The sequence below is a fragment of the Paraburkholderia sp. 22098 genome (assembly GCF_052045935.1).
Taxonomy (GTDB): domain Bacteria; phylum Pseudomonadota; class Gammaproteobacteria; order Burkholderiales; family Burkholderiaceae; genus Paraburkholderia; species Paraburkholderia caledonica.
The window spans coordinates 13,916-33,455 of record NZ_JBQEPV010000004.1 but is presented as its reverse complement, the minus strand read 5'-3'; the positions used below and the strand labels follow the sequence as shown (position 1 = coordinate 33,455).

General features: G+C 64.0%; 17 protein-coding genes. 9 read left to right on the top strand and 8 right to left on the bottom strand.

Annotated elements, in window-relative coordinates; all coding sequences use genetic code 11:
• Positions 1–41: 41 nt before the first annotated feature.
• The gene (locus tag ACTJLB_RS09455; protein WP_440783111.1) at positions 42–911 is read right to left on the bottom strand and encodes a (S)-2-haloacid dehalogenase; all 870 of its coding nucleotides are present in this window, start codon (positions 909–911) and stop codon (positions 42–44) included.
• 147 nt (positions 912–1,058) lie between these two features.
• On the opposite strand from ACTJLB_RS09455, the gene ACTJLB_RS09450 reads away from it, so the two are divergent.
• Together ACTJLB_RS09450 and ACTJLB_RS09445 are read left to right on the top strand one after the other, a co-directional pair.
• Positions 1,059–1,961, top strand: coding sequence for a LysR family transcriptional regulator (locus ACTJLB_RS09450; RefSeq protein ID WP_020065597.1), 903 nt, complete (start codon positions 1,059–1,061; stop codon positions 1,959–1,961).
• A gap of 207 nt (positions 1,962–2,168) precedes the next feature.
• Positions 2,169–2,603 carry a universal stress protein gene (locus ACTJLB_RS09445; protein WP_440783110.1) on the top strand — a complete coding sequence of 145 codons (435 nt, stop codon included), beginning with the start codon at positions 2,169–2,171 and terminating at the stop codon, positions 2,601–2,603.
• Positions 2,604–2,881: 278 nt separating this feature from the next.
• Here ACTJLB_RS09445 and aceA read toward each other — a convergent pair whose 3' ends face one another.
• The 3 genes from aceA to ACTJLB_RS09430 all read right to left on the bottom strand — a co-directional run bounded on the left by aceA (position 2,882) and on the right by ACTJLB_RS09430 (position 6,978).
• Positions 2,882–4,189, bottom strand: a complete 1,308-nt coding sequence (aceA, locus tag ACTJLB_RS09440; protein ID WP_027775357.1) for an isocitrate lyase — start codon at positions 4,187–4,189, stop codon at positions 2,882–2,884.
• 467 nt (positions 4,190–4,656) lie between these two features.
• Positions 4,657–6,279 (bottom strand): DEAD/DEAH box helicase, encoded by a 1,623-nt coding sequence (locus tag ACTJLB_RS09435; protein ID WP_020065600.1) that lies wholly within the window; start codon positions 6,277–6,279, stop codon positions 4,657–4,659.
• A gap of 429 nt (positions 6,280–6,708) precedes the next feature.
• A complete protein-coding gene (locus ACTJLB_RS09430; protein WP_027775355.1) occupies positions 6,709–6,978 on the bottom strand; it encodes an acyl-CoA-binding protein in 270 nt (89 codons plus the stop codon).
• Between the two features lie 188 nt (positions 6,979–7,166).
• On the opposite strand from ACTJLB_RS09430, the gene tsaB reads away from it, so the two are divergent.
• Genes tsaB through ACTJLB_RS09410 form a run of 4 tightly spaced genes read left to right on the top strand, consistent with a single transcriptional unit; the run spans position 7,167 to position 10,762 of the window.
• Positions 7,167–7,970: a tRNA (adenosine(37)-N6)-threonylcarbamoyltransferase complex dimerization subunit type 1 TsaB gene (tsaB, locus tag ACTJLB_RS09425; RefSeq protein WP_440783109.1), complete on the top strand. Its 804-nt coding sequence runs from the start codon at positions 7,167–7,169 to the stop codon at positions 7,968–7,970.
• Entirely contained in the window at positions 7,967–8,461 is a 495-nt protein-coding gene (gene rimI, locus ACTJLB_RS09420) for a ribosomal protein S18-alanine N-acetyltransferase (RefSeq protein WP_020065603.1), read from the top strand. The genes tsaB and rimI overlap by 4 nt, the downstream gene beginning before the upstream one ends.
• The gene (locus ACTJLB_RS09415) at positions 8,448–9,656 is read left to right on the top strand and encodes a uracil-DNA glycosylase family protein (RefSeq protein ID WP_440783108.1); all 1,209 of its coding nucleotides are present in this window, start codon (positions 8,448–8,450) and stop codon (positions 9,654–9,656) included. Before rimI ends, ACTJLB_RS09415 begins: the two co-directional genes overlap by 14 nt.
• On the top strand, positions 9,611–10,762 hold the full coding sequence (locus tag ACTJLB_RS09410; RefSeq protein ID WP_440783330.1) for a DUF1853 family protein: 1,152 nt from the start codon (positions 9,611–9,613) through the stop codon (positions 10,760–10,762). Before ACTJLB_RS09415 ends, ACTJLB_RS09410 begins: the two co-directional genes overlap by 46 nt.
• A 10-nt stretch (positions 10,763–10,772) precedes the next feature.
• Here ACTJLB_RS09410 and thiD read toward each other — a convergent pair whose 3' ends face one another.
• Together thiD and lplT are read right to left on the bottom strand one after the other, a co-directional pair.
• Complete coding sequence (thiD, locus tag ACTJLB_RS09405; RefSeq protein WP_020065606.1) at positions 10,773–11,582, bottom strand: bifunctional hydroxymethylpyrimidine kinase/phosphomethylpyrimidine kinase; 810 nt, start codon at positions 11,580–11,582, stop codon at positions 10,773–10,775.
• A gap of 61 nt (positions 11,583–11,643) precedes the next feature.
• Positions 11,644–12,951 carry a lysophospholipid transporter LplT gene (gene lplT / locus ACTJLB_RS09400; protein WP_020065607.1) on the bottom strand — a complete coding sequence of 436 codons (1,308 nt, stop codon included), beginning with the start codon at positions 12,949–12,951 and terminating at the stop codon, positions 11,644–11,646.
• A gap of 218 nt (positions 12,952–13,169) precedes the next feature.
• Here lplT and alr point away from each other — a divergent pair, with 218 nt between their 5' ends.
• From alr to ACTJLB_RS09385, 3 genes are all read left to right on the top strand, one after another.
• Positions 13,170–14,240 carry an alanine racemase gene (gene alr / locus ACTJLB_RS09395; RefSeq protein ID WP_020065608.1) on the top strand — a complete coding sequence of 357 codons (1,071 nt, stop codon included), beginning with the start codon at positions 13,170–13,172 and terminating at the stop codon, positions 14,238–14,240.
• Positions 14,241–14,345: 105 nt separating this feature from the next.
• Entirely contained in the window at positions 14,346–15,722 is a 1,377-nt protein-coding gene (gene radA, locus ACTJLB_RS09390) for a DNA repair protein RadA (RefSeq protein WP_020065609.1), read from the top strand.
• 145 nt (positions 15,723–15,867) lie between these two features.
• Positions 15,868–16,146, top strand: coding sequence for a DUF2866 domain-containing protein (locus ACTJLB_RS09385; RefSeq protein ID WP_408472089.1), 279 nt, complete (start codon positions 15,868–15,870; stop codon positions 16,144–16,146).
• 128 nt (positions 16,147–16,274) lie between these two features.
• On the opposite strand, the gene ACTJLB_RS09380 is transcribed toward ACTJLB_RS09385, so the two are convergent.
• Together ACTJLB_RS09380 and ACTJLB_RS09375 are read right to left on the bottom strand one after the other, a co-directional pair.
• A complete protein-coding gene (locus ACTJLB_RS09380; RefSeq protein ID WP_440783106.1) occupies positions 16,275–17,492 on the bottom strand; it encodes a CaiB/BaiF CoA transferase family protein in 1,218 nt (405 codons plus the stop codon).
• Between the two features lie 58 nt (positions 17,493–17,550).
• Positions 17,551–19,500, bottom strand: coding sequence for an ATP-binding cassette domain-containing protein (locus tag ACTJLB_RS09375; RefSeq protein ID WP_440783105.1), 1,950 nt, complete (start codon positions 19,498–19,500; stop codon positions 17,551–17,553).
• Between the last annotated feature and the right edge of the window lie 40 nt (positions 19,501–19,540).

Here is a 19,540-nt window from a genome sequence, read left to right as displayed (position 1 = left end):
TCAGTTGATTCAGTTGATTCAATGAGTTGCGAGAAGGAGCTTCATGCGCCGGGGCTGTGGCGTATGCGGCTCGCTGTGGTGTGCGCGCGTCCGGCAGATGTGACGGTCTTCAAAAAAGCCAACAGATCGCTCATGCCCGCGCCCGTGCCGTGCGGCGTCACGCCCAGTTCTTCGAGCGGAGCGTTTTGCCGGTTGAGCCAGAACGTCGTCAAGCCGAACCACGTTGCGCCGGCGATGTCCCAGCCATTCGACGACACGAAGACGATCTCGCGCGGAAGGACGTCGAACGCCTGAGTGCCGAGCGCATAGGCGGCGGGCGCGGGTTTGTATGCGCGTACGGCATCGACGGAAAGCACATGGTCGAACAGGCCGCTCATGCCCGCGCTCTTCACCGCGACGTCGAGCATTTGAGGGTTACCGTTCGACAGAATCGCGAGGCCGGGGCGCGAACCGCCTGACGTGCCTACTGCAGAGGCCGGCCCGCGTGAGGCTCGGGAAGCTGATGCCGGCGACAGCCCGGCGGCAAGCCCGGACGCAGACACAGACGCCAAGTCCCTTAGCAAACGCAGCGTTGGCACCGCGTCGGGGAACGCGGACAGGCACGCGTATTCATCCATCAGACGCTTTTCAGCGGAACGGCCGAGGGTGAGCTGAAGTTTTTTCGCAGAGAAGCGCAGCGCGTCGAGCGTGATGTCCCAGAACGGCCGGTAGTGCGCAGCGTCGCCGCCGGCATCGGCCAGCGTGCGCAACTGCGTGTATTCGATCTGTTTCTGACGCCACAACTGCGAGAGTGCGTCGCCGTGTCCGGGGAACAACTGCTCCGCGGCAGCGATCACCGAATGCACGTCGAAAAGCGTGCCGTAGGCGTCGAAAATCACTGCTTTGGGAGAGAGTGTCGTTGTGGCCGACATTGCCGTGCGCTCCTGTCAGAGGTCAGGACGGATTGTATTAGCGCTGCTGTGCGCTAAAAAAGAGGGCAAAGATCACTTGATCTTTTACTTTCATCCACCTAATCTGACGCGCTCCGGCCAACTTCGCCGCGCTAGCGGCGTCCTTCCATGGACCGTTTCAAGCAAATCGAGACCTTCGTCACTGTGGCCGCGAAAGGCAGCCTGTCTGCCGCGGCGCTTGCCGAAGGCGTGGCGCCCGCGATCATCGGACGGCGAATCGATGCGCTCGAAGAACGCCTCGGCGTCAAATTGCTGGTGCGCACGACACGCAAGATCACGCTGACCTTCGAAGGCTCGGCATTTCTCGAAGATTGTCAGCGCATCATTCACGACATGCAGAACGCCGAGGCGAGCGTGTCGGCGGGCGGCGTGAAGGCGAGCGGCCACTTGCGGCTCTCCGCGCCGGCCGGTTTCGGGCGCCGCCACGTCGCGCCGCTGGTGCCGGCGTTCACGGTCGCGCATCCGGATGTTTCGATCACGCTCGATCTGTCGGACCGGCTCGTCGATCTCGTCAACGAAGGTTTCGATTGCGCGGTGCGGCTCGGCGAATTGCCCGATTCGTCGCTGGTGTCGCTCAAACTCGGAGAAAACCGGCGTGTGTGCGTGGCATCGCCGTCGTATCTGAGCCGGCGCGGCGCGCCGCATAGCCTTGCGGATCTTGCTCGGCACAATTGTCTCGCGCTCGGTGCAAGCGCCAACCAGCAGCGCGGCTGGATGTTCCAGCAGGCCGATAAGGTCGTATCGATCAAGGTGTCCGGCACGATGGAATGCTCGGACGGCGCCGTGCTGCACGAGTGGTGTCTCGAAGGCCACGGCCTCGCATGGCGTTCGTGGTGGGAAGTGGGCGCGGACATCGCGGCGGGGCGCCTCGTGAGCGTGCTCGACGAGTTCGCCGCGCCGCCCATCGGCATTCATGCGGTGTTTCCTCAGCGCCGCCATTTGCCGTTGCGAGTGCGGCTTTTCCTGGATTTTCTCAAGCATACGTATGGCCTTCCGGAGTACTGGGGCTGACGCGGCGCAACGGGTTTTCCATACTCGGACAGACCCTCAATAACGGTTTGCGGCAGGTCTCCACGACCTACAATTCTTTTGAGGCCAGCACGCAAAGCCTCGGCCGGCGCTGACGGATGGTCCGTTCACGAGCCTGAAAAGTGTGGCAATGCCGCGCCGAACGAAGGCGAGAGGGCAGCCGGATACGGACACGGATACGGAGGGCACATGTTCAAGCACATTCTCGTTCCGACCGATGGTTCAGATCTCTCGCGCAAGGCGATGGCCGGCGCAATCGACCTCGCGCAGGCGGTCGGCGCGCGCATCACCGCCTACGCTTGTCTGCCGCAATATCCGTATGCGCCGTTCGCCGACATCGTTGTCGAACCGCCGTCCGAGTTTCTCGAACGCAGCGAACGCGAAGCGCAACAACATCTGCGCGAAGTGGAGCTTGCCGCGAGCCGCGTCGGGGTAGTCGTCGACAGGCGCACCAGCGTGCATCCGGCGCCTTATCTCGGCATTATCGAAGCGGCGGAGCGGGGCGCATGCGACGTGATCTTCATGGCCTCCCACGGACGTCGCGGTCTCGGCAGCCTGCTGATCGGCAGTGAAACGCAACGGGTGCTCACGCATACCAAAATCCCGGTGCTGGTATACCGCTGAACTGCGGAGACGCTACGGTTTCGCAACCTTGCGGCTTCCAGCTCCAGCGGAAAACGCGCCGGCAGTCAGCCGGCGCGTCGTCCCATTCGCCGCACAATGATTTGTGCTGGCTTTCTGTCTAGCCCCCGCCATGCGAGAACCCGCCATTGCCCGGCGTTGATCTGCCGATGCGGCGATGGCGAGACTCCTCCCTGTCGACGGCGAACCCCCGGCAAAACCGCTTCGCCGTTGTTCCGCCGTCTGTCTGCCTTACGTTTCGCGATCGGGCCGCGAGGCCGTTACGCGACTTTCTTGTCGAAGAACTGTTCGTCTTCCGTCGAGCCGTGCAACGCGGTGGTCGATGCTTCGCGCTCGACCGTTTGCGTGACCGCGTCGAAGTAGCCGGTGCCCACTTCGCGCTGATGCTTGACCGCGGTAAAGCCCTTTTCCGCTGCCGCGAATTCGGCCTGCTGCATCTCGACGAACGCCGTCATCTGATTGCGGGCATAGCCGTGCGCGAGGTTGAACATCGAGTAGTTCAGCGCGTGGAAGCCGGCCAGCGTGATGAACTGGAACTTGTAGCCCATCGCGCCCAGTTCGCGCTGGAACTTGGCGATGGTCGCGTCGTCCAGGTTCTTCTTCCAGTTGAACGACGGCGAGCAGTTGTACGACAGGAGTTGATCTGGGTACTCCTTGTGGATGGCGTCGGCGAATTTCTTCGCGAACTCGAGATCCGGCTTGCCCGTCTCGCACCAGATCATGTCGGCGTAAGGAGCGTAAGCGAGGCCACGCGAAATCGCCTGTTCGAGGCCCGGCTTCGTGCGGTAGAAACCTTCGACAGTGCGCTCGCCGGTCAGGAACGGCTTGTCGTTTTCGTCGACGTCCGACGTAATCAGGTCCGCTGCTTCCGCGTCAGTGCGAGCGAGCAGCACGGTCGGCACGCCCGACACGTCCGCGGCGAGACGCGCAGCTGTCAGCTTGGCGACGTTTTCGCGCGTCGGCACCAGCACCTTGCCGCCCATGTGACCGCACTTCTTGACTGACGCAAGCTGATCTTCGAAGTGCACACCTGCGGCACCGGCTTCGATCATCGCCTTCATTAGTTCAAACGCATTCAGCACGCCGCCGAAGCCGGCTTCGGCGTCCGCGACGATCGGCGCAAAGTAGTCGATGTAGCCTTCGTCGCCCGGGTTCTTGCCTTCCGACCACTGGATCTGGTCGGCGCGCGTCAGCGTGTTGTTGATGCGCTTGACGACGAGCGGCACGGAGTTGGCCGGGTAAAGCGACTGATCCGGGTACATTTCGCCGGCCACGTTGGCATCGCCCGCGACCTGCCAGCCCGACAGGTAGATGGCTTTCAGACCCGCCTTCACCTGCTGCATTGCCTGGTTGCCGGTCAGCGCGCCGAGGGAATTGACGAACGGCTCCGTATTCACGCTATGCCAGAGCTTTTCCGCGCCGCGCTTGGCGAGCGTGTGCTCGACCTGCACCGAGCCGCGCAGACGGATCACGTCCTCGGCGGTGTAGCTGCGCTTGACGCCTTTCCAGCGCGGATCGGTTTCCCATTGCTGTTGAAGTTGGCGGGCTTGTTCTTCGCGCGTCGTCATGGATGTTCTCCTTGGTTGCCTGAAATGGATGATCAAAGCTGTCTTCGTCGAAGCGGTTGTCCTTGAAGGCGTTCCGTTTCCCGAACTCTTATATAAGAGTCTAGGCAAATCCATGGACACACAACAGCGGTCTGCGCGCGATTTTCCGATATTTATTCCCTATAAAAATCAAAAACTTATATGTTGCGTTCCGCATTAAGAAACGATTTTTCCCATCTTGCAATTGCCATGTTGTGCCGTGCAGCACGATTTTTTACGACGCAAAAAATTTTTGCACATCGTGAAATTTGGGAGGTGATGGGAGTGCGGGCGAAAAAAAACCGGTGCATGAGCACCGGTTTTTCGTTTGACACGACGACAGCGCAAGGCTGCGGGGTCTGTACAACTAGGTCTAGCTGCTGCCAGTCAGGCGCGGCTGCCGCATTGAAGCAGCCAAACCGCTTGCTGGCCGCGCGCGCTAGCGCGCTTTAGCTGCCGCGACGCGCGGTACGCGGGCCGTCGCTGCGGCGTGCGCCGTAGCCGCCGTCACGCGAGCCGCCGTAGCCTTCACGCGAACCGCCGCCGAAGCCGCCGTCACGCGAACCGCCGCCAGCCGACTTGCCGGCCCAACCGCCGCCGGTGCCGCTGCGCGAGCTGCTGCCGTTACCGGCCGGCTTGCCCGAGCCGCTGCCAAAGCGGCGACCGCCGCCATTGCCGCCGCCCGGACGGCCACGGCCGCCAAAGCCAGGACGGCCGTTACCCGACGGAGCCGACTTGCGCGGCTCGAAGCCAGCGACGACGTTGACCGGCAGCGGAGTGCGGACGAAGCGCTCGATGCGCTTCAGTGCGCCCTGTTCGGCGTGATGCACGAGGCTCACGGCGATACCCGAGCGACCGGCACGGCCAGTGCGGCCGATACGGTGCACGTAGTCTTCGGCGAACTTCGGCAGGTCGTAGTTGAACACGTGCGTGATGCCCGGAATGTCGATACCGCGAGCGGCGACGTCCGTTGCGACCAGCACGCGAACGCGACGCTCGCGCAGTGCCTTGATGGTGCGATTACGCGCGCCTTGCGGCAGATCGCCGTGAAGTGCCGCCGATTCGAAACCAGCGTCAGCAAGACGGCCGGCCAGTTGGTCCGCGTCCATCTTGGTCGCCGTGAAGACGATGGCCTGGTCGAGGCCCGCGTCGCGGAGCAGATGGTCGAGCAGACGGTCCTTGTGATCGCGGTCGTCAACGTAATGAACGGTTTGCGCGATGTTGGTGCGCTGTTCGAGGCGCTGGACGATCTCGATACGCTCCGGATCCTTCAACAGGCGGCCGGTCAGCGAACCGATCTTGCCGTCGAGCGTGGCCGAGAAAAGCATGGTCTGACGCGTGGCCGGCGTGGCCGCGACAATCGTCTCGATATCTTCGATGAAGCCCATGTCGAGCATGCGGTCAGCTTCGTCGAGCACGAGAATCTGCAGTTGCGACAGATCGATACGGCCGCGTTCCAGGTGGTCGATCAGACGGCCCGGCGTGGCAACCAGGATTTCCGGGTTCTTTGCAAGCAGCATCAATTGCTGGCCATAAGCGACGCCGCCCAGAATGCTGACGGTGCGCAGGCGCTTCAGATGCTTGCCGTACGTAGCAGCGGCAGTGGTGACCTGCATCGCGAGTTCGCGGGTCGGCGTCAGAACCAGCATGGTCGGACGGGCAACCGGTTGCGGACGGCGCGTGCGTGCGCCGTCGGCCGGACGCGGTTCGCGTGGCTGGCTGGCTTGCGCCTTCTGCAATTGCGAGAAACGTTCGATGGCCGGCAGCATGAAAGCGGCGGTCTTGCCCGAACCGGTCGGGCTCGAAACCAGCAGGTCGCGACCGGCGATGCCAGCCGGAACTGCGCGTTGCTGAACCGGCGTCGGGTTCTGGTAGCCAGCGGCGGTCAGCGCGGAGACGACATCCGCGGACAGGCCGAGCGACGCGAACGTCGGACCGGCGGGCGCGGCGGCTTCAGCGGCGACGGCCGGCGCGGCAGCGACGGCTGCGGCTTGCACGGGTGCGTCGGCGAGACCGAGGGCTTGGTCGGCGATGGCGTTCAACGGGCTGCTGGGGGTATTGCTCGAAGTCATGAGAATCCTTGAAACACAGGGAATTAAAACGTCGGCGCCAATCGGCATACCCAAGTCGTCGGATTCAGCGAGCAAAGAAGCAGCGAGCAAATCGAAAAACGGGGGCAACTCGCAACAATGAAGGCGAGTTTTTCGTTAGAAGCTGTATCGGATGCGACAGGCCAACATTGGCTTGCCGCCAGCCTGGGACATGATCGCCCGTAGGGGGCTAGGCAGGAGGGGACAGGTTCTAAACTGGATTGGAGCTAAACGCTACGAGGCGCTGCGCCGCAAAGGCCGATAATGAAAAACCGGGCAAAGCAGTGAAGCGCAGGCAACATTGTATAGGTATTTGTTGCACTGCGCCACTGTTAAGACATTTCCTGGCGCGACTCTCGCGCTTGAGATCGCGCGACGCTCCGCTGCGAGCGGCCCGGCGCCAATTGCACCTTACGCGGACGCGCCGCTCTTCAGCGATTCGACCAGTTCTACGTACTGCTGCTTGGCGGCGTCCTGCGCAGTGCCCTTGAGCGCTGCCCACGCGTCGTACTTGTATTTGCCGACGATGTCCGTGAAGCCCGGCTTGTCGCCTTGAACGTCGCCTTCGCTGGCTTGCTTGTAGAGGGCGTAGAGGCGCAGCAGTGTGAGGTTACCCGGACGCTCCGGCAGTTGTTTGACGTCTTCCTGGGCTTGGGTGAATTGCGTGTCGAGGTCCGTCATCGTCGTGCTCTCCGGCGGGATGGTTAGGTGGCCGACGATCATAGCAATTGCATGCCACGGCGTGGCCGAGGGCTTATTCCAAACGCAAGGCGCCTGCGAGCGGGGCGCGTGGACCTCGTGATCACAACGCGCGTTGCAGCCGAGACCAAACCGCATCCGCGCGCGCGGCGCCGATTACAATACGGTCCATGACTCAAACAGTGCTTCTTGCCCTCGATACTTCCACCGAATTCTGCTCGGTAGCGCTTCTGTCTGCCGCCGACGCCGGTGCAGCGGGCCACGCGCGCGCCGAGTCGCGTGTGTGGGTCCGTCACGAGCAGACGGGCGCCGTGTCCAGCACCCGCCTGCTGCCCGCAATCCGCGAACTTTTCGACGAAGCCGGCCTGACCCTCGCCGACTGCAACGCCGTTGCGTTCGGTTCAGGTCCCGGCTCGTTCACCGGCCTTCGCACGGCGACTGGCGCCGCGCAGGGCCTGTCGTTCGGCCTCGATCTGCCGGTGGTGCCGGTCAGCACGCTGCTGGTTTGCGCGGAGAGTGCGCGGCGCCGCGATCCGGCCGCTACGCGCGTGCTGGCGGCGCTCGACGCCCGCATGGACGAAATCTACTGGGCCGACTACGCGTGGGACGAGGTTGACGGCGAATGGCGCACCGTTCAACGCGCCTCGCTCGATACGCCCGAGCGGCTCGTGTTGCCCGACGAACCGTTCACGCTCGCGGGCAACGCCGCCGCAGCCTTCGGCGCGCGGCTTCCGGCGCTCGCAGCCGCCCGAACCGTCGATCATGAAGCATTGCCGCATGCGCTGCCGCTCGCGTACGCCGCGTTGCGCGCGTTCCACGCGGGCCGCACGGTCCCGGCCGATCAGGCCGCGCCCGAGTACATCCGCAACAAGGTCGCGCAAACAACGGCCGAGCGCGTCGCGGAAAAGGCCGCCAAGGCGGAGCAGGCCGCGGCGCTCGCTCATCACGCCGAGCCTCGCGAGGGACGGCAATGAGCGGCGTGCTGCTGGCGGACCGCTACATGTCGCCCATGACCGAAGGCGACCTCGACGAAGTGGCCGCCATTGAAAAGCTCGCCTATGAATTCCCTTGGAGCCGCGTCAATTTCGGCGACTCCCTGCGCAACGGCTATTTCGGCGTCTGTCTGCGGCATGTGACGGGTACGTTGATCGGCTATTGCGTGCTGATGCCGGTCGTCGACGAAATGCATCTGCTGAATCTTTGCGTGACGCCCGCCGCTCAAGGGGCGGGCGCAGGACTCGCGCTACTGCGGGAAGCCGTGCGCATTACCCGCGCCGAGAAACTCGACGGTCTGCTGCTGGAGGTGAGGCCGTCGAATCATCGCGCCATCCGGCTCTATGAGCGTTTCGGCTTCGCGTCGATCGGCCGGCGCAAAAACTATTATCCGGCGCGGCATCGCAGCCGGGAGGACGCCATCGTGATGCGTTTATCGTTTGTCAGGGAGGGCGCGGATGGCGCTGCATGAATCAGTACTGGAAGAGTTCGGGCTCGCGCCGCGCTGGGTGCGTCGCGGGATGGCCGCGACGCCGGAAGCCGCTGACGAACCCGGCGCGGAGCAGGGCGCCGACGCGCCGCGCCCCCACGGCGCGAGCGACCTCACGCGGCGCGATGCGCGCGAGCCTTCTTCGGTCGGATTGACGCCGCAGAAGTCGCTCACGCCGGCTATGCGCGCGGCAGAGCCGTCGCGACATGCCGACGACGAGCAGATGCAGACGCCGACGCAGCCGCGGATTGGAAACGATGCGCCACGTCTCGAAACACAGCGGTCCCAGCCGGGAGCGCCGCTGAATGATCCGCAGCAGGCTGAGCCGGCTGCGCGTGCGGAACAGTCCTCGCGCCGCGCAGATCAATCGGCAAATGGCGCGGAGGCGACGCAGCAGCGCGCGCCACGTGCCGCCGAAAGCCGCAATCCGGGTAGCGCGAGCGCCGAGCCGCACATGCCAGAGTCGTCGTCATTTGACGCTCCTCCCGCCGACGACTTCGCCTGGTTCGACGATCTCCCTCTTCATCCGCCGGGCGACGTTGGCGCACCGATGCACGCGCTCGGCGACACGCCTCAACCTCCCGCGATCCACACGCTCGACTGGGACGCGCTGAGCGAGCGGGTGTCAACCTGCGAGCGTTGCCGGCTGTGCGAGAAACGCACCAGGACGGTTTTCGGCGTGGGCGATCGGAACGCCGACTGGATGCTGATCGGCGAAGCGCCCGGCGAGAACGAAGACCGCGTGGGCGAGCCGTTCGTCGGCCAGGCCGGCAAGCTGCTCGACAACATGCTGCGCTCACTCACGCTGGCGCGCGACGCGAACGTGTATATCGCGAACGTCATCAAGTGCCGGCCGCCCGGCAACCGCAATCCCGAGCCTGATGAAGTCGCGCGCTGCGAACCCTATCTGCAACGCCAGGTGGGGCTCGTAAAGCCGAAGCTGATCGTAGCGCTCGGTCGCTTCGCCGCGCAAAGCCTGCTCAAGACCGACGCGAGCATTTCGTCGTTGCGCGGCCGCGTCCACGAGTACGAAGGTGTGCCGGTGATCGTCACCTATCACCCGGCCTATCTGCTGCGCAGCCTGCCGGACAAGGCCAAAGCATGGGCCGATTTGTGCCTCGCGCGCGATACGTGGCGTGCGTCCGGCGGCGCAGCGTCGAACGCGGCAAAACAGTGAGCGCGGATGAGCCGGCGGCGCGCAAAAACGTCGCCGGCGCTTACTCTGTCGGAGCGGCTGTTGGGAGCGGAGATTCCGTCGCAGCCGATGCCGACAACGCGCACGCCGTTCTTCCCACATTGCTCGACAAGTTGCGCGACTGCGCAGTTCGCGATCTCGCCTGGCTGTTGTTGAGCGCCGATTTGTTGCGTCCGCAACCGCCGGTGGGCGAACTCGCTACTCCATTCGCGTCCTTGCGGCAACTCGACGACATCGTCGACTGGCTGTGCGCGCTCGATGCAGCGCCCGCTCCGCTGCATGACGATCTCGCCGCAACGCGCATGACTCGCCTCGGCCGCTACGCCGAACGCTTGCTCGGCTGGTTCCTGCAACATGGCCCCACGGCTAGGCTGGTCGCGGCGGGCGTGCCGCTGCGACGTGGGGGGGTCACGCTGGGCGAATGCGATTTTCTGCTGCACACGCAAGAGGGTGCGCGGCTTCACTGGGAGCTTGCGGTGAAATGCTATCTGCATGCCGGCAATGTCGACGCGCGAACCGCGCCGCTATCACCGTCCGCATCATCGCTCACGTCATCTCTCACGTCATCGCAGTTATCGGACTATGTCGGCCCGAACCTCAAGGACCGCTTCGACCTCAAGCTCGCCCATCTGCTCGGTCATCAATTGCCCTTGAGCGCGCGCGAAGATTTTGCATCGACGGGTTATCCGGGACCGTGGACGCCCCAAATGTTCGTCAAAGGATGGTTGTTCTATCGGCATGGCGAGACGCCGGCAGATGCGGTCGAACTCGACCCCGCGCATGGCCGCGGCTGGTGGGTGACACGCAGTGAGTGGCCGGACTTTGCAGCGGCGCATGCGCAGCATTGGCGCGTCCTGCCGCGGCTCGAATGGCTGGCGCCCCGGCGTTATGGTCAAGACGCGGAGCAGACCCCCAGCAGGGCGTTGATCGATCCGCTAACGCTCACCGCTCGAAGCACCCAGCAAACCGGCCCGACCATGATCGCCGCATTGGCAGAAGACGCGGCGGGCCGCCTGGTTGAACGCTCGCGTGGCTTCGTCGTACCCGACGAGTGGCCTGAGCAGGCTCAGGCCTACGCAAGGCAGTAGCGCGGTCGAGTTACCACCATCGATAAAAATGATGCACGGGGCCGACGCCGTTGCCGACATCGAGCCGATCGCTCGCCTGCAATGCGCCGGTCAGGTATTCCTTGGCATCCGCGACCGCGCTCGCCAGATCGTCGCGTTGCGGCATCAGTGCTGCAATCGCCGACGACAGCGTGCAGCCCGTTCCATGCGTGTTCTTCACCGGCACACGCGGGCCGCCCAGCCGCAGCGTGCCGCTTTCCTGGATCAGCCAGTCCGGACTGTCGGTTGCGCTCAAATGACCGCCTTTCATCAGCACCGCGCGGGCGCCGAGCGCGCGCAGCGCTTCGCCTTGCTCGACCATGCCCGCTTCGTCGGCAGCCGGTTGCACGCCGTCGAGCAGTGCGGCGGCTTCAGGAAGATTGGGCGTCAGCAGATCGGCGAGCGGCAGTAGTTCTTCGCGCAATGCGGCGACCGCATCCGGCAGCAAGAGCGCATGGTTGCTCTTCGAAATCATCACCGTATCGAGGACGATGTACGTGGGCTTGTGCCGGCGCAACGCGTCGGCAACTGCACGGACAATCGACGCGTTGGCGAGCATGCCGATTTTCACCGCGTCGATGCGGATGTCGTCGAACACGGCGTCCATTTGGGCGGTGATGAAGCCCGCGTCCGGCGCGTGGATCGCGGTGACTCCGCGCGTGTTCTGCGCGGTGAGCGCGGTAATCACGCTCGCGCCGTAAGCGCCGAGCGCCGAGAAAGCCTTCAGATCGGCCTGAATGCCGGCGCCGCCGCCCGAATCGGAACCGGCGATGGTCAGCACATTGGGAATCGGTTGGGTCATCGCAAAGCGGGAAAGGGTGAAGGCGCGAGGGCGGCGGCAGAAGCGGACGCGCCCCGGCGCGTTAGTGCTTGACTTCGCCGATCAGCGCGACGGAGTCGAACGCACGCTGGTTCGCCTGGTGACGCCGCATCACGAGCCACATCATCAGGCAGACGAAGGTGCCGAACAGCACGATGACCGCCGTGACCGGCACGTCGAGCCAGACGAGCACCGCGTACAGACACAGCATGACGAGCACGGAGAGGTTCTCGTTGAAGTTCTGCACGGCGATCGAGTGACCCGCCGACAGCAACACGTGGCCGCGATGCTGGAGCAGCGCATTCATCGGTACGACGAAGAAGCCCGACAGGCCGCCGACGATCATCAGGAAGACATAAGCGACGATCAGATAACCCGGCACGTGCATCCGGCCGAAGTACAGCCCCCAGTGCGAAGGGAACAGGTTGCGTGTATAGAAGGCCATGAGCATGACGGCAAGCCCCATCATGATGCCCACCGGCAGCACCGACAGCGACTTCTTCAGCGGCACGCGCGAGGCCGCGAAGATCGCGCCGCCCGCGACGCCGACGGCCACCACGGCCTGCAGGATTGCCGCTTCGGAGAGCGACATGTTGAGCGACACTTCCGCCCACTTCAGCACGATGAATTGCAGCGTGGCGCCCGCGCCCCAGAACAGCGTTGTGACCGCGAGCGAGATCTGCCCGAGCTTGTCGCGCCACAGCACGAGAAAACAGTCCGCGAAATCGGTGACGAGTTTGATCGGGCCGCGTTCCTGCTTCGGGTAGCGCGCGCCGGTGTCGGGAATACGCAGATTGAAGAGCGCTGCAATGACGTAGATCACCATGATGACCAGCATCGCCGCTTCAGCGGGCGTGTTGACCGTGGGGATATGGTGCCGCAGGATCGGCGCAGCAATATGCGGACTGATCAGCGCGCCGCCGAGCACCGTACCGAGAATGATCGAGCCGACCGTGGTGCCTTCAATCCAGCCGTTTGCGGCGACGAGCCTGTCAGGCGGCAGCAGTTCGGTGAGAATCCCGTATTTGGCGGGCGAATACGCAGCCGCGCCAAAACCCACGATTCCATACGCAAGCAGCGGATGCGCGCCGACCAGCATCGTGATGCAGCCGAGCACCTTGATAGTGTTCGTGATGAACATCACGCGTCCTTTGGGACGCGAATCGGCGAAGGCGCCCACGAAGGCGGCTAGAACGACGTACGACAGCACAAAGAACAACTTGAGCAGCGGCGTCATCCAGTTCGGGGCGTGTAGATCTTTCAGCAGTGCGATAGCAGCGATCAGAAGCGCATTGTCGGCCAGCGACGAAAAAAACTGCGCGGCCATGATGGTGTAAAAACCTTTTTTCATCTGATGCGATGCTGTCCTCGCTGCGGTCTGTCCGCCCCGGCCGTTTGTTATGCGTCCGGGCTTATGCCGTTCGAAATGGGTTGTGCGCACGGCTTTATATCATGAAAATAGCTGCATTCAGACTAGCAGAATCCTTGATCGCACCGCCCAGCGGGCTGCCGCGCGTTGAAAACGCCCTGTAAGCCGCTGATTCGCAAGCGTCTTTACGAAAATACTCCATGCCGCGCCCCCTCTCAGCCACGATTCACACCTCCGCCCTCGCCAATAACCTCGCCGTCGCGCGCCGCTACGCGCCTAAATCGAAGATCTGGGCGGTCGTGAAGGCCAATGCGTACGGCCATGGCCTTGCGCGCGCTTTCCCAGGTTTGCGTGCAACGGACGGCTTTGGGTTGCTGGACCTCGAAGAAGCCGTGAAGTTGCGTGAATTGGGTTGGGCCGGCCCGATTCTTTTGCTCGAGGGCTTTTTTCGTCCGACGGATATCGACGTCATCGACCGCTATAGCCTGACCACGGCGCTCCACTCGGACGAGCAGTTGCGCATGCTGGAAATGGCGCGGCTCTCGAAGCCTGTGAACATCCAGTTGAAGATGAATAGCGGCATGAACCGGCTCGGCTACACGCCGGAGAAATTCCGCGCTGCGTGGGAGCGGGCGCGCGCCTGTCAGGGCGTCGGTCAGATCACGCTAATGACCCATTTTTCCGACGCCGACAGCGAGCGTGGCGTGGCTCATCAGATGGAAGCGTTCGAGCGTGGTGCGCAGGGCATCGCCGGCATGCGCAGCCTTGCCAATTCGGCGGCCACGCTGTGGCATCCGCAATCGCACTTCGACTGGGTGCGCCCGGGCATCATTCTGTACGGCGCGTCGCCGTCGGGCATGTCCGCGGCAATCCAGGGCACCGGCTTGCAGCCTGCCATGACGCTCACGTCCGAACTGATCGCCGTGCAGAACATCGCGGAAGGCCACACGGTCGGATACGGTTCGCTCTTCAAGGCGCGCGGGCCGATGCGCATCGGCGTGGTGGCGTGCGGTTACGCGGACGGTTATCCGCGTGTCGCGCCGGAAGGCACGCCGGTGATCGTCGAGGGCGTGCGCACGCGGGTCGTGGGACGCGTGTCCATGGACATGCTCACCGTCGACCTCACGCCGGTTCCCACTGCGAACGTGGGCTCGCGCGTCGAGCTGTGGGGCGCGTCGCTGCCGATCGACGACGTTGCGCGCGCCTGCGGCACGATCGGCTACGAGCTGATGTGCGCGGTCGCGCCACGCGTGCCGGTGCGTGCCGAGTAATGTCCGGCAACGCGTATTGACGCCAGGCAAAAGCGGAGCGCGCTGCTTCACCGAACGGCGCGCTCGAAACAGGAAAACCAAACAACAGTAACCAGGCAAGAACGCGTGGCAAAAGCAAAAACGTTGTACGTATGCAGTGAATGCGGCGGTCAAACGCCAAAGTGGGCGGGTCAGTGCCCGTCCTGTCAGGCCTGGAACACACTCGTCGAATCGGTCGTCGAGACACCTTCCACCCATCGTTTCCAGTCGCTTGCAAAGAGTGCGCCGGTGCGGCGTCTCGCCGATATCGAAGCCTCCGACGTGCCGCGCTTTTCCACCGGCGTGGGCGAATTCGACCGGGTCCTCGGCGGCGGCCTCGTGCCGGGCGGCGTGGTGCTGATCGGCGGCGATCCAGGCATCGGCAAATCGACGCTTCTGCTGCAGTCGCTCGCCGAGATTGCCGCCGACAAACGCGCGCTTTACATCAGCGGTGAAGAGTCGGCCGCGCAGATTGCGTTGCGCGCGCAACGGTTGTCGCTGCTGGAACCAGGCTCCAAAGCGAGCGAACTGCAATTGCTCGCCGAAATCCAGCTTGAGAAAATTCAGGCGACGATTGCGGAGCAGCAGCCTGACGTCGCGGTCATCGACTCGATCCAGACCGTCTATTCCGACGCGCTCACGTCGGCGCCGGGCTCGGTCGCGCAGGTGCGCGAGTGCGCAGCGCAATTGACGCGCATCGCAAAGCAGTCGGGCACCACGATCATCATGGTCGGCCACGTGACCAAGGAAGGCGCCCTCGCGGGACCGCGGGTGCTGGAGCACATTGTCGATACGGTGTTGTACTTCGAGGGCGACACGCACTCGTCGTTTCGCCTCGTGCGCGCGATCAAGAACCGCTTTGGCGCAGTTAACGAACTCGGCGTGTTCGCAATGACCGAGCGCGGCTTGCGCGGCGTCGCGAACCCGTCGGCGCTCTTCCTGTCGCAGCACGAGCAGTCGGTGCCGGGCTCGTGCGTGCTGGTTACGCAGGAAGGTACGCGGCCGCTGCTGGTCGAAGTCCAAGCGCTGGTGGATTCCGCCAATGCGCCGAATCCACGGCGTCTCGCCGTCGGCCTGGAGCAAAACCGGCTCGCGATGCTGCTCGCCGTGCTGCATCGGCACGCGGGCATCGCATGTTTCGATCAGGATGTGTTCCTGAACGCGGTGGGCGGCGTGAAGATCACCGAGCCGGCCGCGGATCTCGCGGTGCTGCTCGCCATTCATTCGTCGATGCGCAACAAGCCGCTGCCGAAAGGGCTCGTGGTATTCGGCGAAGTAGGTCTTGCCGGCGAAATCCGGCCGTCGCCGCGCGGCCAGGAGCGCTTGAAGGAAGCCGCCAAGCTCGGCTTCTCGGTCGCCGTCATTCCAAAGGCCAACGCGCCCAAGCAGCCGATAGAAGGCTTACAGGTTGTTGCGGTCGAACGTATCGAACAGGCTATCGACCGGGTCCGCACCCTTGAATAGACGCCGATAGCGCGCGTGGTGCGCCACGCGCGCGCCGTAATGCGCCGTAAATATCTCCAGGTTGGTTGTAACCAACAAGCCCTTCCTTTTTCCTTAAGCTGCAAAGCTATTGCATCCCTTCCGATGCCCGAAAAAGGATCGCGCCTTGAAACACTCACATGAAACCATCGCCGAAGGGCCGATACAGGTGCGCGGCTGCCGGGTCTCAGCGCCCATTCACCAGCCGTGGGGCGGCACTTGCCGGATCGTCGAGTGGATCGACAGAACGGGGCAGATTTCGCGCCGCGTGGTAGCCGGCGACGCGACTGCCGCCGAGGTGCGCGCCACCATCAATCGCCATGTGGAAGGCCGCAAGCATCTGCTGTACGACGACGAAAAGACGCCGCGTCAGACGTTGCCGCGGCAGACGGTGGTGCGCCGGTGAAGCTGCCGGCCGGCGCGAGGTGTTGAAGAGCGTTGCGCCTGGCTCGGACTTCGATTGCGCTTTGCCGGCGCTCTGGTCACGTTTCGCGCAGGTGTTGAGGTGCGGTTCAATCGTGCTCCGGTCGCGCTTCAGGGCGCGCGTCGCTTCGGGTCTTCAGATCCGTTTATGAGTTCATCCGGCTCAACATGCTCGTCGTGCTCGTCATGCGCTTGCGGATTGAACAGTGGATGCTGGGCCGCTTCGGCCGCCGTCAAGACTGGCGAGACGCAGCAATCGAGCGGCTCCAGCAACGCGACCCATTCATCGAGCGCACGCGAGCCGATGACGTCGGCGAGTTCCCGTGTGAGCGCAACGGCGTCCGGCCCGCCGATCGCCTGGCCGAGACTCCAGTGGCGCGTGGCCCATTCGGGGCGGTCGAGCGCCATGCACAGGCTTTCCCAGAACTTGAGTTCCAGCGCACCCACCGCGAGCCAGCGGCCGTCTAGCGTACGGTACAAGTTGTAGCAGGGCACGCCGCCGTTCAGCAGGCCCGCGCCTGGCCCTGTGTGTTCCGTTGCGTTTCGCGCCGTGTTCCCGGCGGCGCTGGCCGCGCTATCTCTCGCGGCATTTCCCGCGGAATCGCCATTAGCGAGCGCGACCTGCGCGATCACGTTGTGCGCATGAGTGGCATGTGTCATCGAAACGTCGACGAAACGCCCTCCGCCGCCGCGCGATACATGCCATAACGCAGCGAGGATCTGCGTAACCGCGCTGAGCGCGCCGCCGAGCAGGTCGGCAATCTGGAAATTCGGCACGATCGGCGCGCCGTCGCGGTCGGTGAGTTGATCGAGAACGCCCGCGTAGCCGATGTAATTCAGATCGTGCCCGGCATGATCGGCGAACGGGCCGCGTGCGCCGTAACCGCTGATCGCGCAGTACACAAGCCGCGGATTGGCCGCGCGCAGCGTCGCGTAGCCCACGCCGAGCCGATCCATCACTCCCGGCCGGAAGCTTTCGATCAACACGTCCGCTTCGGCCGCGAGCGCTCGCAGCACATTGCGTCCTGCTTCCGACTTGAGGTCGAGCCGCGTCTCGCGCTTACCGCGATTCACCAGCCGGTAAAACGCGCCGGGCCGTCCGGCCACGCGGTCGCTCGACGATTGCATCATTGTTCGCGTCGGGTCACCGGCGCCGGGCGCTTCGATTTTCAGCACTTCGGCGCCAAGTTCGGCAAGCCGCAGCGCGGCGACCGGGCCGGGCAACAGACGCGTGAGGTCGAGCACGCGCAGGCCTCCTAACGGAGGCGGGGCGGACGCCGCGTTCGAAGCGGAGTCGGCGGCTGAAACGGAAGATGCAGCGGAGGACATCGCAGATGACAAAGCCAACCTCTCGTCGATGCCGGCGCGGATCGCGGACAGCGTCCCGCTAGCCGATTTGTTCGAGTTCCTCGTGTGTCTCTAGCCATTCGGCTTCGAGTGCTTCAAGGCGCGCGTTCACGTCTGCCTGACGGCGAATTGCGTCCGTCAGTTTGCTCTTTTGAGCCGGCTCGTAGCTGGCAGGATCGGCGACAAATGCGTCCAGCGTCGCCTTTTCCGCGTTGAGCGCGTCCATCTCCTTCTCGATCTTCGTGATACGGCTTTGCAGCGGCTTTTTCAGGTGCGCTAGCTTCTGACGGGTTTCCGCTTCCAGCCGGCGCTGTTCCTTGCGATTCACGCCGCCGTCCGCGCCGTTGTCGCCATTGAACGCGCCGTTCGCCGCATTGCCCGCTTTCAACGCTGCGCGTTGCGCGGCCGCATGTTGCAGCAGCCAGTCGCGGTAATCGTCGAGATCGCCGTCGAATTCCTGCAAGCGGTGCTTTGCGACCAGCATGAACTGATCTGTCGTGGCGCGCAGCAAATGCCGGTCGTGCGACACGAGGATCAGCGTGCCTTCGAACTGCGCAAGCGCCATGGTCAGCGCGTGTCGTGTTTCGAGATCCAGGTGGTTGGTCGGCTCGTCGAGCAGGAGCAGGTTCGGCTTCTGCCAGATGATCAGCGCAAGTGCGAGCCGCGCCTTTTCGCCGCCGGAGAAAGGAGCGATCTTCGACGTCGCCATTTCGCCGGAAAAATTGAAGCTGCCGAGGAAGTCGCGCAATTCCTGCTCGCGCGTATCCGGCGCAAGGCGCGCGAGATGCTGCAACGGCGTGTCGTCCGCGCGCAGCGTTTCGAGCTGATGCTGCGCGAAGTAGCCGATGCGCAGACCTTTGCCTTCGCGCACGTGCCCGCCGAGCGGCGCGAGCGTGCCGGCCAGCGTCTTGATCAGCGTGGACTTGCCCTGGCCGTTTGCGCCGAGCAGCCCGATGCGCTGGCCGTTCTGGATAGACAGCATCACGCGCTCGACGATCGGAATTTCAACGCCTTCTTCGCTGTGATAGCCGCAGCGCACGTCTTCCATCACCATCATCGGGTTCGGTGCGGAATCGGGCGTGCGAAATTCGAAGGTGAACGGCGACGCAGCGTGCGCCGGCGCGATCAGTTCCATCTTCTCGAGCGCCTTCACGCGGCTTTGCGCCTGGCGCGCCTTGGTGGCCTGTGCCTTGAAGCGGTTGATGTAGCTCTGCAGATGCTCGACCGTGCGCTGCTGCTTTTCGTATGCGCTCTGTTGCAACGCGATCTGCTGCGCGCGCAGCACTTCGAACTGCGAGTAGTTGCCGCCGTAACGCTTGATCTGCTGCTGTTCGAGATGCAGCGTGACGTTGCAGACCGAATCGAGAAATTCGCGGTCGTGCGAGATCACGATCAAGGTGCCCGGATAGCGGTGCAGCCAGTCTTCGAGCCAGACGATTGCGTCGAGATCCAGGTGGTTGGTCGGTTCGTCGAGCAGCAGCAGATCCGAACGGCACATGAGCGCCTGCGCGAGATTGAGCCGCATGCGCCAGCCGCCCGAGAAGCTGCTCACCGGTTCGCGGGTCTGGTCGAGCGTGAAACCGAGGCCGAGCAGCAGCGCTTCGGCGCGCGCGGGCGCGGTGTAGCCGTCGGCGTCCGCAAAGGCTGCATGCGCGTTGGCTTCGGCCGCGCCGTCGTGCGCGGCGGAGGCGGCCGCGATCTGCGCTTCGATTGCACGCAAGGCCGCGTCGCCGTCGAGCGTATAGGCGAGGGCAGTCTTGTCCGCAGCGGGTGTTTCCTGCGCGACGTGCGCGATCTGCCACGTTGGCGGGATCGAAAAATCGCCGCCGTCCGCATGCAGTTCGCCGAGCAGCACGGCAAACAGTGTCGACTTGCCAGCGCCGTTTGCTCCCACGAGGCCCGCCTTTTCGCCGGGATTCAGGGTGAACGTGGTGTTGTCGAAGAGCGGCTTGGTGCCGCGCGCGAGGCTGAACTGGTTAAAGCGGATCACGAAGAGGCCGGCTTGAGAAAAACGCTATTTTAGACTGCCG

Coding starts and splice junctions, on each gene's coding strand:
- ACTJLB_RS09455 (WP_440783111.1), bottom strand. CDS start 911: ATGTCGGCCACAACGACACTCTCTCCCAAAGCAGTGATTTTCGACGCC.
- ACTJLB_RS09450 (WP_020065597.1), top strand. CDS start 1,059: ATGGACCGTTTCAAGCAAATCGAGACCTTCGTCACTGTGGCCGCGAAA.
- ACTJLB_RS09445 (WP_440783110.1), top strand. CDS start 2,169: ATGTTCAAGCACATTCTCGTTCCGACCGATGGTTCAGATCTCTCGCGC.
- aceA (WP_027775357.1), bottom strand. CDS start 4,189: ATGACGACGCGCGAAGAACAAGCCCGCCAACTTCAACAGCAATGGGAA.
- ACTJLB_RS09435 (WP_020065600.1), bottom strand. CDS start 6,279: ATGACTTCGAGCAATACCCCCAGCAGCCCGTTGAACGCCATCGCCGAC.
- ACTJLB_RS09430 (WP_027775355.1), bottom strand. CDS start 6,978: ATGACGGACCTCGACACGCAATTCACCCAAGCCCAGGAAGACGTCAAA.
- tsaB (WP_440783109.1), top strand. CDS start 7,167: ATGACTCAAACAGTGCTTCTTGCCCTCGATACTTCCACCGAATTCTGC.
- rimI (WP_020065603.1), top strand. CDS start 7,967: ATGAGCGGCGTGCTGCTGGCGGACCGCTACATGTCGCCCATGACCGAA.
- ACTJLB_RS09415 (WP_440783108.1), top strand. CDS start 8,448: ATGGCGCTGCATGAATCAGTACTGGAAGAGTTCGGGCTCGCGCCGCGC.
- thiD (WP_020065606.1), bottom strand. CDS start 11,582: ATGACCCAACCGATTCCCAATGTGCTGACCATCGCCGGTTCCGATTCG.
- lplT (WP_020065607.1), bottom strand. CDS start 12,951: ATGAAAAAAGGTTTTTACACCATCATGGCCGCGCAGTTTTTTTCGTCG.
- alr (WP_020065608.1), top strand. CDS start 13,170: ATGCCGCGCCCCCTCTCAGCCACGATTCACACCTCCGCCCTCGCCAAT.
- ACTJLB_RS09380 (WP_440783106.1), bottom strand. CDS start 17,492: ATGTCCTCCGCTGCATCTTCCGTTTCAGCCGCCGACTCCGCTTCGAAC.